Source organism: Hydrogeniiclostridium mannosilyticum (genome assembly GCF_003268275.1).
GTDB lineage: Bacteria > Bacillota > Clostridia > Oscillospirales > Acutalibacteraceae > Hydrogeniiclostridium > Hydrogeniiclostridium mannosilyticum.
On record NZ_QLYR01000001.1, the window covers coordinates 509,994 to 525,052 of the forward strand.

The window sequence follows — 15,059 nt, forward strand, 5'->3', positions numbered from 1 at the left end:
CCCGGCCCGGCGTTATTCTATTAAAAAACGCGGCAGCACTTCAGCATGTAAAAAAGCTTTTCTTGCTGATGAAGAAAGGAATGGCCTTTATGAAAGAGATGACGACACACGAACGGTTCACCCGGATGTTTGAACACAGGGAAGCGGACCGCATTCCCATTATAGACGAGCCCTGGGCAGGTACTGTCCGCCGCTGGCAGCGTGAGGGAATGCCGGCCGGTGTGGATTGGCGCGACTATTTCGGCGTGGATAAGGTTGAACGAATCGGGGTGGACATCACCCCCCGTTATGAGGAAAGAGTCCTGGAGGAAACGGACGATTACATCATCTCCACAACGCCCTGGGGCGTTACGCTGAAAAACTTCAAGCTGGAAGACTCCACGCCGGAATTTCTCGATTTTACCATTACCAACCCGGAATGCTGGGCGGCAGCCAAAAAGCGGATGCAGCCCACCCCCGACCGGATCAACTGGAAATACCTGGAGGAAAATTATGCAAAATGGCGGGCCGAGGGCCGCTGGATTCAAGCGCCGTTTTGGTTTGGCTTTGATGTAACACATTCCTGGACCGTCGGGACCGAGACTCTGCTCATCGCCCTTTTGGAGGAGCCGGAATGGGCCGTAGATATGTTCAACACCTACCTGGACATGTGTATAGCCCTATTCGACCAGGTGTGGAAGGCTGGTTATCATTTTGACAGTATTTTCTGGTGGGACGATATGGGCTATAAAAACACACAATTTTTCTCCCTCGGCATTTACCGGGAGCTGTTGAAGCCGGTCCACAAGCGCGCCATCGACTGGGCTCATAACCATGGAATCAAGGCGCATCTGCACTCCTGCGGGGACATCATGCCCATTGTCCCCGAGCTGGTGGAAATTGGGCTGGATGCCTTGAACCCCTTGGAGGTAAAGGCCGGTATGAAACCCCTGGAACTGAAGCGGCGCTTTGGCAGCGACCTGGTGTTCCACGGCGGCGTCAACGCGGTTTTATGGGACGACAAGGACGCCATCAGCGAAGAAATCCGCCGCCTGATCCCCGAGATGAAGGAAAACGGCGGCTATATTTTCTCCTCCGACCATTCCATCCCCAACTCCGTCAGCCTTGAGAACATGCAAGCTATTATTGACCTGATCAAGGAAATTGGCAGATACTGATATTACCGCCGCGCGAATCCGAAAAAAAGGAACAGCAAGAAGCCTGGATTTTTTCCAGGCTTCTTGCTTTGGCAGCGCACGCTTTTCAGCTTCTAATACCCACAGGCCGCATTATTCAGGCTTCGTTCAATACTCTCAAAACTTGCCGCAAGGTTGTTCAAATAGGTGATGCAGCGGTTCAGATCATCGTCATAACCGACATAAAGAAAATCAATCGCGCCGATTCTAAGCTTTTTAAAAACCTCATACCATTCCTGGTTTCTCCGCAGGGTATTCAATTCGTTGTCCAGGCGGGTGATCTTGTTTTGTACATGGTTCAGCGTTGCGATAATCTGCCGGATCCGTCCGGTATTGACCGCGATTTCGTCACCCGGTACATAAGATTTCGCCGGATTATCAATTTTCCGGCCGATCAGCCAGCTTTCATAAAGCACCTTGGCCTCGCTGCAGATGGTCTTGATAAAGGTCCCAATATCCGCCAGGAAATCCCCCATCTTGTCTATGAAATCTATTACGCCGTCTAAAAAGGCAAGCACCACATAGGCTCCTTTTATCAGCTTGACCGCCAGCGGCGCCAATAACACCACCGCCGCCACAACGCCGGCAAATTTGACCGGTCCAAGCTCCTCGTAGGCCTTTTGAAGCAGTTCGCCGCCATAATGCGCCAGCAATTCCAGCCCTTCCGGGGTGGTAAGCAGGGTAAACAGGATAACCGGCACACCGTCCTTCAAAAAACCGATAATGTTTTCAATGGTGCATTGCTCCCCATAAAGACCGATCTTCTCGCCTTCTGTCGCTTCCATCAGCTGCATAATTACCATTGCCGCATCCTGGCGTTTATCCGGCGGAAGCCGCATCAACGCCTTCGACAATTCCTCGGCATTGAGAGCGAGCAGTCCTCGCTCCGCCTCCGGATTCATACTGCTGCCGAACTGCTGCTGCCCGTCCTTAAAAACAGGATTGCCGTTTTCATCATATAGGGCAAAATAATATTTCAAATCATGTCCGGCTACAAAGTTGTCATCTGTTGCCGGGGTTTTTATGTAGTAGGTGTGCCCGTCCAGAATAATTTTGACCCCCAAGGGGTTTACATAGTCGTTTTCCCCGCAGATTGAATACATTTTCTCCAGGTATGCCTGGTAGGCCTCCTCCCCGTACTTTTCCTTGAAAGCAGCGATGGCCTCCGGGGAAAAGCCCTGTCCATCCAGGGAGATGCACTGATCGATATAGTCCTTATACTCCGAATTGACGGTCACATACTGCGACTTATTGCCGCCCTTAGAATGCCCGGTTACCGTGATGTCGTCAGAGCCATTCAGGCCGTTGTGCTCCACCACATAGTCGAAATAACGGGCCGCCTCCTCCTGCTGGCGGGTGGAGGCCTGCGTCATGCCGAGGCCATTGTCCAGCCATTCGCCGTCGCCGGTTCCGCGGTACACCACATATATTTTGCCCGAATCGGGGTCTGTAAACGTACAGGCCCCGGTGCCGGAGTTGAACTGAGACAGATTCCAGCTCTGGTTGCCGATTTGATAATCCCCGATGCGGTCCAGGTTGGCCTTCAGGATTGTAAACTCATCCTTTTTTATAAAGCTTTCATATTTTTTCGGGTTAGATTCGATGGCCGCAATGATGTCTGCCAGCGTATCGTTTTCACCGGCATCCTTAAACCCCAAGTAAAGAAACTCATTTAAAAGCGCACAAATCTCGGCTTTCGAGCGGAGCGTAGCGTCCATCTGCCATTACCTCCATTTCGCCACGGTAAAGTTTCCCTGCTGGTCCATCACAAAACGGCCCTCGCCGCCGCCGTACAGATATTCTCCATAGGAAGCCTCGTTTATTTCCGCCAGCTGTCCGGGTTCCAGCACATTTACCGTAATATTAGCACTGATCTGATGAGACCACAGGGCCGCGCGGAATGCTTCCATACGGGCGTCCCGGGTCTCCTGCCATTCCTCGCTGCTGACGAAGAGCTTCAGCAAAATACCGCCCGATTGAAGATAATCCAAGGCGCTTGCATCACCGCTGAGAAAAAGGCCCACCTCTTCCGGCTCACAGAACGCCTTCCAGTCTGCATCGACCGATGAGGCTATCGCCTGCAGCTGCCGGGTGGCTTCCTCCTGACGCAGATAGGCAATGTAATTATCGGAAAAGCTTTCCCGTTCTCCCGGGATTCCGGTCACCAGGATTCGCTCGCCCGGAAACGCCGGAGAGGCAACATGCCCGCTCTTTTGGGCATTGCCGAACTGTCCGTCCACCGGCTCAACCCAGGTGAACGCCTCGCCGTATTTTTCCTGCATATACAAAAGCGCTTCATCCTTAAAGGAAGGGTGGTTTGCCATACAACCCGTCACTCCTATCATTATAGCCAGCACAGCCGGCAGTAGTTTCAGCCATTTCATGGATATTCTCCTCCCATTAGCTGAGCTTTCCAAGCTCAGCCCGGGCTCTCTCATATTTATCCGCCAGCACCTCCAGCCTGGAGGCACACAGCTCCGTGCCCACACCCCGCATCTGTTTAAGCTCCTGCGCTGCTTGATCCATCTGACGGGAAACCGAACGCAGGTCGCTGAGAATATCCGCCAGCAGGGCTTTCGCATTTGCATCCATAATAAAACCTGATTCCTTTCCGGGAAACCCCCAAATCTCTCTGAGCCGGCACGCTACCGCCATAGATTCCGGGCCTGCTGCACGGCTGTATCCTGCGCCTGCCGGTATGCCTGCGCCGCCTTGTCCAAAAACTCCGAGTAGCTTTCCATCAGCTTTGCCATTTTCTCCACGTCATCTTCAAATCCCTTCAGCTGGCTGCGAAAGGCCTCCGCATCCGATCCCTCCCAGCCGCGCGCTAAAGAAACCGTGCTGAAAAGCTGCTTTCCAGTACGCCTGTATTCGCCTGCCTGTACACGCATTTGCTTAGCCGCCGACTGCAGCCGCGCAATATGAACCCGCACCGGATTTGATTGATAATAAGCCATCGGGTGCACCTTCCTTTTCGCTTCACTTTTTTCGCCCTTTGAAAAGCAGCCTTACCGGGCCTTGCCACAGGTCAAGCCCTTGCCGCGGGCTGCTTTTCAAGGGGCGAAGTGGACCCGTACGGTCCGCCCCTTTTGCCGGACTGCCTGCTTTTATTTAAAAGCGCTGGCGTTGTTCTGGATTTGTGTCTCCGTCGCCTCGTAACTGGAAACGGTATTATCCAGGAATTTCGCATAGGCTTCAATAATCTGCTTATAGTTTTCGAAAGCGGGAACCAGGTTATTGAACTTTTCCCGGATGGTTTCGCCCGCCGGGCTCTGCCAGGTGGAAGCCAGGTCGTTCATTTGCTTCTGTATGGCCAGGAGCTTGTCGTTCAGGCTGGTGTTCAAGGTGCGGATGGTACCAGCGGTTGCACTGACTTCCCCCAGTGAAATTTTAATTCCTTCTACTGCCATGATGTTGCATCCTCCTCTCAGTTTGTCAGGTTCTTTGCTTGGGCTACACGGTCATCCTGTGTTTGCCGGTACATCTGTGCGGCGCTCTTCAGAAACTCGCTGTACTGGTCCATCAGCTTCTTCATATCCTGAAAATTGTCCGTAAAGCCCTTAATCTGGTTGGTAAAGGCCAAATTATCGGCGCCCTGCCAAGCCGCGCTCATATTGTCCACCTCGGTGAAAAGGTTGCGGTAAATAGACTCATACTCTGCGGCCTCCGTACTGATCTGCTGAGATGCGGCCTCCAGCTTTTGGGGGTCGACTGTAATGGAAACAGCCATTCGATATTCCTCCTTGTTTTCTCCTCCGCCCTGGACGGAGCGGGTGTTTTTTGTCACTGTCATCAGTATAACGGAAGAAAAAGCGCGCTGCAAGCTGTGACAAAAACAGTGACAGGCTTTTTGCAAAAGCCGTTCTTTCTTTTTCTTTTCTCCGCACAATTTTTGTCGCACTCACCGTTTCAGCCATATAAAAGCCTAGCTTCCCTCTTTAAGTAGGCCCTATTGTCAAAAAGAGCGAAAGCACCGTTGCTCTCGCTCTTTTCAAGCGGTCCGGCAAACGCTGAACGCGGCGCTTTGCCAGGCGGCCTTCTTTATTATTTTTGCACGGCCGAATCACCGGTTTCCAGTCCGGCGCCGCACTGGCTGCAAAGCGCCGCGTCCGCCGTATTTGACTTGCCGCATGCAGGGCAAGCCCTGTCCGCCGGAGCTGCCGACACAGAACCCGGCGCAGGCGGTGTTACAGACGCATAGCGCACGACCGTTTTCACCTTCCGCGGGCGTTTGGCCTTGGGAACATAGCCCGCCTTTAGACAAATCAGGCCGGGAACCAACAGCACTCCGCCCGCCAGAAAAGCCCATGGGTAGTAGCGCCAATAGGCTCCCCACACAGAATTTTCATACAGCAGCCGCGTACCGCCCGTCATAAAGGCGGCATAGCCTGCCACTGCCAGCACAATTACAGCCAGCAGGCTGATGCCCAGTCCGGCAAAAAATGATTTTTTCATTCCACAGCCTCCTTATTACCGGATCCGCCTGTCTGCTGGAACAGGTCGGACTGCGGCGGCAGATTGGCTTCCTCCTCTATCTTTTCGGGAGAAACGCCGACAAAATAATCGCGCTCGTCAAACACACCGTTTTCAATGGACACATGGATATTGCGGTCATAAGCAGCGGCCTCTTCAGACACCGTGAAACGGATTACATAATCCTGAGACAAAAATTTTTCAATGGTCTGGTAAACACTTCCGAGATCCTCGGAGCTTTCCGAACGCAGGAATTTCCCGCCGGTCGCCTCACAGATCCGGCTGAGGTAGGCAGAGTCCGCAAAATCAAAGCCCACCGCATAGACGACAATCCCCTGCTGGGTCAGCTGATTAATCACCGAATCCATCTGATTCGCGGATTCCTCGCTGTCCTCTCCGTCGGATAAAAGGATGATGACCCGGTTGCCGGACTGGTTTTGCAAGGCATTCATTGCGCTCACCAGGCCGTTGGCAATATGGGTGCCGCCATCAGCCGTCAAATTATCCACCGCCCGCTGTACCATGCCGGTGGATTCCGTCATTGGACAGAGCATCTCGGCAACATCGTCAAAGGCCACCAGCCCGGTCTTCATTTTAGACCCAGCCGTCTGGATAAAGCTGCTGACTGCCCGCTGTGCCTGCTCCAGGTTCGTCCCCGTCATACTGCCGCTGTGGTCGACTACCAAACAGACATTGCTGCCGGCATTTTCGGCAGAAGTATCAACCAATTCAAAATCGGAAACCTCCGCCCCCTGCTCTTTAACTGTGAAATCCTCTTTTTGATAGGTTTCCTGGTTTTTCTTACTCCGAGAAATATTGACCGTAACGGAAATTTCCGGGTAATTGGAGGTGTCAATCCGTCCGATGTGGATGCCCGCGCGGATATCTTGCAGGGTTTCCAGCAAAAACTGGCTGAACACGACCGTTTTCATATTTTCCTCGCCGTCTGCGCCCGCAGCATTTTCGGTATAGCTGACATCTCCTTGCGCGGTATACTGAGTCATCGCAGAAAGCAGCTTCTGCACAGCGGCAGCGGGGTCATTATTTAATACCGGCGGCTCCTCAGCGCCGTCCTGTGCCCCGGTGTTCTCCGCGGCAGCTCCCTTCAGATTATTATCGTAGGCCTCCAGCAGGTTTGCACACTCTACAGAAAGGTAGCCGCTGTTTTCCCCGGCGGCAGCCTCTGTAAACAGCTCCTCCAGGTAGGTGCGGGCAGTGTCCAGAGCGCCCGAGCGAAAATAAAGCTGGGCCAGCGTCAGGTTATAGGCCAGCCGGTCATCCTCTGATGGATTGGAAGATAATATATAGTTTACAGCCCGGCGCACCGGAATGGAGCTGCTTTCCTGATAAAGCTCTTCTATCTCCTCTTCCAGGTCTGAAATCTGCTTTTCCAGCTGCAGCCGTTGCTGCTCATTGGCGCCGGCCTGCTCATACAGGCGCTCCTGCAGCTTATCAATCTGCTCATATTTCTGCGTCATCTGTTGTTCAAGGGCTGCCTGCTCGCTGTCGGTTGTGTTGCCCAGTTCGTCCGTCGTTCGTTTATAGCCATTGGCAGCCATTTGTGCCAGCGCCGCCCGGGCTGGGAAGGAATTGTCCTTCAGCGCCGCCTGTTCCAACAGCTCGAAGGCCGCCTGCGGATCCCCTCCGGCCATACGGGCCTGTGCGCTGGCCTTCAGTGACAGCGGGTCGGTTTCGCCTGCTAAATTTTCCAGATCCGCCGCAACGGCCGCCCCTTCGCCGGTGCTGACCGCCATCTGGATATTCACAACGCTTTCCGCCTTGCTCCTGTCGTTATCCGAGAGGCGCAGCTGCGCTTTAATTTGTTTGAGGATTTGCAGCAGGTCTGCACGCTTATTTTGTCCGCCGGCTGCTTCCTGGCAAAGCGCCTCCAGCTGTTCCAGCGTCGCATCGCCGAAGCGGTTGTTATAGCGGGAGGCCGCCTGCTCTCCCTGGCTGTACCGGCCCTCTAAGGCCAAGCTCAGAACCGCCAGCTGGGCGGACTGTACATTGGGGCTACGGTTCAGGGCCGTCTCTGCGGCCAGTTGGGCGGGGGCGTAGCTTTCAAGCTCAATCAGACGGCTGGCAACATAATTTTCCCGCTGAGTCAGCTGCTGCTGCCCCATAAAATTCAACCCGACCATGCCAGCGAGTACCAGCCCGCAGAGAATTACTGCGCCGGGCAAAAGTTTCCACAGCACCAGCGACTTTTTCTTGATAATGCCAATCAGCAAAAGAATGGCCCCGGTTAAAAACAGCACACCGCCAATGCCGATTAAAATCCATTGCATCAGGGTCATTGTGCATCCCCTCCTCTGTCTATCACATCCACATCGGTGCGCCCCAAACGGGGAAACACCTTTTGCAGGGAAGCCTTATCTGCAATCGGGTTATCCCGAATCATCAATACCTTCAGCTCTGTCAGGCCTTCAAGAGATGTAAAATCGGAAACCCTGTTGCTGTACATCCACAGGCTGGACAAGCTGTTCAATCCGGCGACCGCAGAAATATCCTGCACACGGTTGCCCGAAAAATCCAGATAGGTCAGTGCCTTGAGATTTTGCACGGCACTGATATCCGTAACCCTATTGTTCCAAATGCCTAAGCTGGTCAAGGCACTCAGATTGGCTACCGGGCTGATGTCGGAAATTTCATTCCAGCCTACGCACAGCTTCTGCAAATTCGTCAAGCCGGCAACCGGTTCCAGATCCTGAACCCCTACATGGATCAGCGAGAGCTCCTCCAGCCGTTTTGCCGCCGCGACCCCGGTGATGTCCACCTCCTCCTGGAAGGCAATATGCAGCCGCCTTAGGAAGGGCATGTACTTCAAGTCGTCCAGCGTCTCAAGCCTGCCCAGGCTCGAGCTGTTATAGCCCCAGCCGCCGGTCTGAACGGAATAACTGTCCTCTGTAAACAGCGCGGACATTCCCGGGCGGTAAACACTATAGCCCACAATATTCAGCTCTGTGACCTGCTCCACGTCCTCATTGTACAGGGTGCCATAGCCTACCCCCAGCGCCTCCCGCACGGCACTTTCGATCATCCGGTCTTCAAAAACAATCTCTGTACGCTCCACATCAATCCGGTAAGCGGCCGATGCCGTCTCGCTCTGATAGCCCCGGCTACTGACGGCAATGGCCTTCAGCGTCGTACGGCCGTTTTTCAGGATAATGGGTTCCTGATAGACCTGGGAATCCTGCGTAGGCTCCGTCCCGTCCGTGGTATAGTAGACCACCTGGGTGTCCTTCTCTGTGGCGATAGCCACCTCCTGCCGCTGGCTGTAAGACCCCTCCTGCAAAGAGAAGGTGGGTGCCTTCGGCATGGTTTCATTATAAAGGTTCTGAATATTCTCGTCATCCGTGGCATTTACCGCGGCCTCCAGCAGCTGCTTGGCCTCTTCCAGCTTTTCCAGCCGGATATACAGCTCGGCCAGCTCCCGGTACCCTTCTGCGTTCGAGGCATCCAGCTCCAGCAGCTGCCTGTAAGCGGCCTCCGCCTCATCGTATTCCCGGGCCCCTGTATGCGCCTGAGCCAAGCCAAGGTAGGCCTCTTTGCTGCTGGGGTCAATCGCCGTTGCCTCGGTAAAGGCCACCACCGCGTTTTCATAGTCCATCTCTTCCAGATATTTTTCGCCCAGCTGCAACGCTTCCTGCAACGGGGAAGCGGTATTGCCGCCCTGCAGCCAAAAATAGCCCGCCGTTACTGCGCCTAATACCACAACCGCCAATACGCAAATAAGCGTAATCCACAAGCCACGCCTTTTCTTTTTCCCAGGCTCTCCCGCCTTTTGCACAGCTGGATTTTGCGGCGGTATAAAGGGCGGCGCGGCATTGCCGGCGGGCACGGGCCCACCCTGCTGAACCGGCGGAATATATTCCGACTGTCCGGCAGCAGGGGTTGGCTCGCCGGCGAATAGGTATTCCGTCGGCGTCCTGTCCGAAGACGGTACGGCTGCCGGTATCTCCTGCTGGGGAGGCGGTGTGTAAGCCGCCTCCCCGCTTGGACCGCCCAGCAAGACTGTTTCATCTCCGCCCTCTGCCGGCTCTGCCAACGGGGAAGAAGCCAGTAAAACCGTTGCGTCATCCTCCTGGAGCGCCGCGGCGGGCTCAGTTTCGGGCGAAGCTGCCCCCATCATATTGTTAGCGGCCCCTTGCGCCGCCGTATGATTCAGCAAAACAGTCTGATCCTCGTCTGCTGGCTCCGGCGCGGGGGCATTCAGCAGCACGGTCTCATCCCCCTGCCCCGCGGTATTGTCAACCGGTTGAGAAAGCTGGGCCGTTTCATTATTTTGTCCGCTTACCTCCGGCGCAGGGGTTGCCGGCAGCGCCGTCTTTTCGCTGTCGGGCGCCGCCCCCGCTGGGGGCTCTGCCGCAGAAAGCGGCGCCCCACAGTTTTGACAGAAACGGGCTGTATCCTGATTTTCATACCCGCATCGCATACAATATTTCAAAAGAGTCCCTCCTTGCTTTTTCTAGCACTTATTCTTTTCGGGGGCTGAAGCTGAAAACAGCCATTTCAGCCCCCTTTATTGCCGGGCGTCTCCGGTGAGCCGTACTCCTCATCAAACCGGGCCTTTAATTTTTTACCCTTTGCCGCTAAAACAGCCTTTGTGATAACCAGGCCGACGAGACAAAGGCCAAAGCAGGCCAAACCGCCATAGAACATATATGTACCCAGCGTCATCACACCGCCTCCTTTAATCCCGGTACAGCCAACCGCCGTCGATAACCTGCTGCATCATGGTCTCCAACACCTGCATCTCAGCGTCACTGATTCCCTCATTTTTTGCCTTCTGGTAATAGGCCACTGCTTTCTCATAATTTTCCTGTACCTTAGTAAAATCCCGCTGCCCCTCCGCCTTACTGTTTTCCTCTGTTCCATACAGGATCGCCAAACGCATATAGGGGCGATAATCCTCCGGCAATTCAGCCTGCAGCTCCAGTAAAATAGCCTCTGCCTCTTCATACTGCGCCAGCATTTGGTAAAGCGCTGCCATATTCAGCCTTACGGCAGCCGAGTGGTTCCCCTGGCTCAGCACCAGCTGGTAACACTCCAGCGCCCTCGTACAATCTGCCTGAAGATCCCCCTTCTCCGTCTGGGCACGGCGCATGTAGGCGCTGGCCAGAGCGGTAAGCACCGGTCCGCTTTTTTCCGGCGCCACTGTCCCCCGGGCCTCCTCCAAAACAGCAATTTCCTGCTCCGGATTCTGCCCAAGCCGGTACGCCCTAGCACAGAGAATATAGGCGCGCTGGCGAAGAGTTTCACTGGCAGTGGATTGGACAACCTCCATAAATGCCTGGGCTGCTTTTTGCCACTGCCCCGCGGACAGGTCCAGCTCCGCCTTCACCAGGTTGATGGAATCCGTATCCAGTCCACAGGCCACCGCCTCCTCCAGAACGGTCTTTGCTTCGTCCGTCTGCTGCATGCGCGCCAGGGAAATGGCATAATCGCGGTAGTATTCCGGGTTTGCAGCACTGCGGGCCACCGCCTCCTGATAATATTGGGCGGCCTTTACGTAATTTTCCTGCTCAAACCAAGCGTTGCCGAGCATAAAATACAAATCTGCAGCTTGCTCTGGGTTGTTAGCCATTTCCGGCTCCAGACCGGGATTGGTTAAAACTGCCCTGCCATACTGCACGCAGGCCTGGTATTCCCCCTGCCGCTCGTAGGCCAACAGCTTTTGGTAATAGGCCGGAAGCTTGGTGCTGAACAACTCAATCGCTTGGTCATACAGGGCGACTGCGGCTTCATAATCGCCGCTTTCCCCTGCGGCCTCCCCTTGCAGTACCAACTGCGTATACCGATCCTCTTTTTCTGCTCCCATCCTGCGGTAGCCAAAAAACGAAAGCAGCAGCGAGCCCGTCAGCAGAACGGCGAACACAATGGTGGTTACATGCTGTGCCGTATGGTGACGGATGTAGGCTCTATCAAGCTTACGAAGGTTTTGAAAGACCCGCAGCAAATCCGCCGCAGACTGATAGCGGTCGTTGGGGTCGGGGCGCATCATCCTTGCAACCACGTCCAGCAGCGCCTGACTGTACGGCGGGTTCCACTGTGCAAGCGGGGTGACGGGACCCGTCGATTTTTCGGGCTTTACCCCGGAAATCAAATGGTACAGCGTCGCTCCCAGGCTATAAATATCAGAGCGCGCATCCAGGGGCGAGTGCATACGGAACCGGTAGGTAGCGCCCGATGAGTCCCCCTGCGGCAGGGGCTCAAGGTTTAAATATTGCTCCGGAGGCGCATAGCCGGCACTGAGCCCGCTGATCTGGCTGCTCCCCTGCCCGTCCAATGAAATATTAAAATCAATCAAGCATACGTTGCCCTGCGTTGTAATCATGATATTCTGGGGCTTGATGTCACTGTGGATGATCGGCGGCGCCTGTGCATGGAGGTACGCCAGCGCTTCACACAGCTGGCGGGCCCAGATGATGAGCTGGCGCTGCTGTATTTTATATCCGTTTTTAATATAATAATCGAGCGATTGTCCTTCGATAAAATCGATCACCGTATAGATGCCGCCGTCTATTTCCAGAAAATCATAGACCTGGGGCAGATAGGTATGCTTCAGGCGTTTTAAGATGTCTGCCTCCGCACGGGCGTGAACCCTTGCCGCTACCTCGTCCTTGATTTTCTTGACCACCACATACCGCTTCAGACGGAGATGATAGGCCTTATAAATGATGCCCGTGCCACCCGCACCAATTTCACCGACAATTTGATACACATGGTCCAGAATGTCGCCGCGGTTCAACATGTATATAAACCATTCCTTTCCTGCAAACTATTTTCCCGCTCACTAACGGGCCGGAACCCCAGCCTATTGCCGGCGCTCAGTTCCACAGTAAGGGCAGGCCCCCTGGTCCGCATGGAATTGTTTGCCGCAGTTCCGGCAGAAAACCACCGCGGTATTGGGAGAAGGCGCGGCGTCCTGCACCGGTGGGATATACACGCCCGGCTGCCGGGGCGGCTGTTCTGCCGGCTGCACGGGCACTTGCTGCTGAACCGGCTGGCTCTGCGCTTGCGGCGCCTGTGCCTGCGCCGGAGCAGGCTGGTTCTGCGGAGGAGTCTGCCGGGGCTGCGGTGGGACGGGCATTTGAACCGGTGGCTGTGGGCGGGTACGACTGTTTGTGCCGCTCCCCAGCTTGCGATTGATGTCCGCTACATTGCGGCAGATCAGCACAAACAGCATAAGCAGTTCATAGAGCAGGCGCACGATTACATTGCCCAAAACAGCAATGCCCAGGCCCGCCAATGAATTCTGGCCAATATTCCCGGGGCCAACGAATATGTAAGCCAACCCAAAAAGGAACAAAAAGACGGCGACCGCCATATAAATAATCCGCAGAACCGACTCCAGCATGAGTTTGCGAAAATGCAAAAATTCATAAAGCCAGCCTAAAAACCCGTGAAATTTACCCTCGTTGCGCGGGGACAAAAAGGCGAAAAAGAGCACAAGCGCCACTGCCAGCGCAATAATTCCACAGATGGTACTGATGGATCCGGGTCCTTGGGCGCCTCCGTAAGCCCCGGAAAAGCCGTTGAAATAATTGTAAGAATTTGCTAACAAATGGAACATTTTATTGCCTCCTCATTCATTACCTGTTTATTAAAAGCCTCGCTGAAAATCAGAGAAACCGGCAGCCCATTGTATGGCCACGCTGCTACTCAACCGTAAAAATTTCATCTGCAAGGCTGATTTTATCGCCCGAGTGCAAGGGAATTTCCTGATCAGGCTCCGCGATCCTGCCGTTTACGTAGCTTTTATTCAACGACCCTCGATCCACCAAATAACAGCCGCCATCCCTCGACACAATGTCCGCATGGCGCCGGCTGATAGAAGGATTCCCCTCTATACAATAATCGACAAGCCCTGCTTTTTTTCCGATTTTCAATACCGGACGCATAATGGGGATCCGAGCACCTGTTTTCTCATGGAGCAGATTCATAGGCGCGTTTTTTTTCTCTTCCCTGTGAACCTCCTCTGCCGCTTTGGCTTCCGCTTCCCGCCGGGCCTCTTCCTCCGCTTTCGCTTCCGCTTCCTGCCGGGCCTCTTCCTCCGCTTTCGCCTGCTCGCGAAGTTGAACCGCCTCAGAGATTAAGACAGTCCCTCCTTTTTCTGAGGAAGTCCCTGACGGGCCGCGCTGAACAGATGGAGGCAGATCGGTCTCCAAGCCTGTCAGTAGGTTGTGAAAGTCCCGAAGTGAAAAGGGCTCACTGTTCCTCAAAAAGTTGACCACTGTCTGAGCATAAGCGCAGTCCTCTTCGCCTGAAAAGGAGCTCCTGTAAATAACCTCCAACAGCAGATAGCGAAGTCCGGCGCCGCAAACCCCTGGACCGGCACATAGCAGAGGCGGGCGCCCCCTTCAGAAATAAAAGCCGTTTCCGGTTCTACTGCAAGCTGTTGAGAAATTCCTGCCGCTTCCGCCGCTAAGCCGGCCTCTGTCAACCTTTTCTCAATATTCAAAAATTTTTCCTTTGTCATAACCTCCCTGCAAACGGCTTCCAGCGGGCGGCAGCCCGAAACCGGATAATCCAGAAAGCGCTGTCCCTCCCGGATAACCGCCTGGCAAAACACCACCCCATTGACCTGGCCGAGTACCTCCTGCCGTTCAAGCTCAAGAATCATCCCTGGTTCCAGCCTGACAGTAAAAACAGCGCCGTTTTCATTAATACTGTACTGTAAATCCAACCTACTCACTCCTTACCGTCTTATTCAGCGCCGCCGTAACACCCGCATTATCTTCAAATAAATTTTTTAAGTGCTCCATCTGGGGCGTACCGGTCAGCAGCGTTCCAATCCCCAAATTCTGTGCCTCCATTGTTAACTGCATTTCCATTCTTTCATATTGCTCCATGCTGGTTTCTATAAACATGCTGATCTTTTTCATTTTTATTTCCGACGCTTTCACGCCTTCACACAGGCTCTGATATTTCGCCCGAAAATTGGAATCCGCCGTCAGTGCCGGGTCCGGACTCAAACCCGCCAGCAACGTCTCGGCCTCTTTTATATGCTGCAAGCAAGCGCAAGCCTCTGCCGTCAGCTCATCCCCCCAGCCGGTTTGTACCTTTAGCCCCGCCATTGGGCCACACCACCTTTCTGCTTTTTAAAACAGTCCCTCCCCATCCTCCAGAAATAAATCTTCCCGGAGCAGTTCGGCCTCTACCCGCAGCCGGGTGCACGCCGTTGAAATTTCCTCCGCCAATTGCTCCGTCCGCCGGATTTCCTGGTCAAGCTCTGCAATCACCTTATCAATAGCCGCTGACAGATAAGCGGTTTCCTCCGACCGCCAAGCCTGATGAACCCCGCTTTTCAAGAGCTCCGCCTTATGCTTTGCCGACCGAAGGCTTTCCGCGCAGGCCAAGAGCTCTTGCTCCTGCCTGTGCACAGCCGCTGCATCCAAGCTCAAATTC

The 15,059-nt window shown here is 54.3% G+C and carries 17 protein-coding genes; 1 reads left to right on the forward strand and 16 read right to left on the reverse strand.

The genetic code is table 11. The features are described from left to right. Window positions 1–89: 89 nt before the first annotated feature. Window positions 90–1,157, forward strand: a complete 1,068-nt coding sequence (locus DPQ25_RS02415; protein WP_177576799.1) for a uroporphyrinogen decarboxylase family protein — start codon at window positions 90–92, stop codon at window positions 1,155–1,157. Window positions 1,158–1,249: 92 nt separating this feature from the next. On the opposite strand, the gene DPQ25_RS02420 is transcribed toward DPQ25_RS02415, so the two are convergent. The 16 genes from DPQ25_RS02420 to DPQ25_RS02490 form a co-directional block, all read right to left on the reverse strand. Further along, window positions 1,250–2,893 (reverse strand): Mbeg1-like protein, encoded by a 1,644-nt coding sequence (locus DPQ25_RS02420; protein ID WP_112331576.1) that lies wholly within the window; start codon window positions 2,891–2,893, stop codon window positions 1,250–1,252. Between the two features lie 6 nt (window positions 2,894–2,899). After that, a complete protein-coding gene (locus DPQ25_RS02425) occupies window positions 2,900–3,559 on the reverse strand; it encodes a hypothetical protein (protein WP_112331577.1) in 660 nt (219 codons plus the stop codon). Between the two features lie 16 nt (window positions 3,560–3,575). After that, window positions 3,576–3,767, reverse strand: a complete 192-nt coding sequence (locus DPQ25_RS02430; protein ID WP_146740512.1) for a hypothetical protein — start codon at window positions 3,765–3,767, stop codon at window positions 3,576–3,578. A gap of 53 nt (window positions 3,768–3,820) precedes the next feature. Continuing rightward, window positions 3,821–4,132, reverse strand: coding sequence for a WXG100 family type VII secretion target (locus DPQ25_RS02435; RefSeq protein WP_112331579.1), 312 nt, complete (start codon window positions 4,130–4,132; stop codon window positions 3,821–3,823). A 150-nt stretch (window positions 4,133–4,282) separates the two neighbouring features. Continuing rightward, on the reverse strand, window positions 4,283–4,585 hold the full coding sequence (locus DPQ25_RS02440; RefSeq protein ID WP_112331580.1) for a pore-forming ESAT-6 family protein: 303 nt from the start codon (window positions 4,583–4,585) through the stop codon (window positions 4,283–4,285). A 17-nt stretch (window positions 4,586–4,602) separates the two neighbouring features. Next, window positions 4,603–4,905, reverse strand: coding sequence for a WXG100 family type VII secretion target (locus DPQ25_RS02445; RefSeq protein WP_112331581.1), 303 nt, complete (start codon window positions 4,903–4,905; stop codon window positions 4,603–4,605). A gap of 314 nt (window positions 4,906–5,219) precedes the next feature. Beyond that, a complete protein-coding gene (locus DPQ25_RS02450; protein ID WP_112331582.1) occupies window positions 5,220–5,630 on the reverse strand; it encodes a zinc-ribbon domain-containing protein in 411 nt (136 codons plus the stop codon). Further along, a complete protein-coding gene (locus DPQ25_RS02455; RefSeq protein ID WP_112331583.1) occupies window positions 5,627–7,945 on the reverse strand; it encodes a vWA domain-containing protein in 2,319 nt (772 codons plus the stop codon). The genes DPQ25_RS02450 and DPQ25_RS02455 overlap by 4 nt, the downstream gene beginning before the upstream one ends. Next, entirely contained in the window at window positions 7,942–10,095 is a 2,154-nt protein-coding gene (locus DPQ25_RS02460) for a leucine-rich repeat domain-containing protein (protein WP_112331584.1), read from the reverse strand. The genes DPQ25_RS02455 and DPQ25_RS02460 overlap by 4 nt, the downstream gene beginning before the upstream one ends. A gap of 65 nt (window positions 10,096–10,160) precedes the next feature. Continuing rightward, entirely contained in the window at window positions 10,161–10,328 is a 168-nt protein-coding gene (locus tag DPQ25_RS14575; protein WP_177576800.1) for a hypothetical protein, read from the reverse strand. A gap of 13 nt (window positions 10,329–10,341) precedes the next feature. After that, window positions 10,342–12,402, reverse strand: a complete 2,061-nt coding sequence (locus DPQ25_RS02465; protein WP_112331585.1) for a serine/threonine-protein kinase — start codon at window positions 12,400–12,402, stop codon at window positions 10,342–10,344. Between the two features lie 63 nt (window positions 12,403–12,465). Then, window positions 12,466–13,224 carry a hypothetical protein gene (locus DPQ25_RS02470; protein ID WP_112331586.1) on the reverse strand — a complete coding sequence of 253 codons (759 nt, stop codon included), beginning with the start codon at window positions 13,222–13,224 and terminating at the stop codon, window positions 12,466–12,468. 85 nt (window positions 13,225–13,309) lie between these two features. Then, entirely contained in the window at window positions 13,310–13,873 is a 564-nt protein-coding gene (locus DPQ25_RS02475; protein WP_112331587.1) for an FHA domain-containing protein, read from the reverse strand. Then, on the reverse strand, window positions 13,870–14,337 hold the full coding sequence (locus DPQ25_RS02480) for a hypothetical protein (RefSeq protein WP_112331588.1): 468 nt from the start codon (window positions 14,335–14,337) through the stop codon (window positions 13,870–13,872). Before DPQ25_RS02480 ends, DPQ25_RS02475 begins: the two co-directional genes overlap by 4 nt. Before the next feature lies 1 nt (window position 14,338). Next, window positions 14,339–14,728 (reverse strand): hypothetical protein, encoded by a 390-nt coding sequence (locus tag DPQ25_RS02485; protein WP_112331589.1) that lies wholly within the window; start codon window positions 14,726–14,728, stop codon window positions 14,339–14,341. 24 nt (window positions 14,729–14,752) lie between these two features. Continuing rightward, window positions 14,753–15,055: a hypothetical protein gene (locus tag DPQ25_RS02490; protein ID WP_112331590.1), complete on the reverse strand. Its 303-nt coding sequence runs from the start codon at window positions 15,053–15,055 to the stop codon at window positions 14,753–14,755. Window positions 15,056–15,059 lie beyond the last annotated feature (4 nt).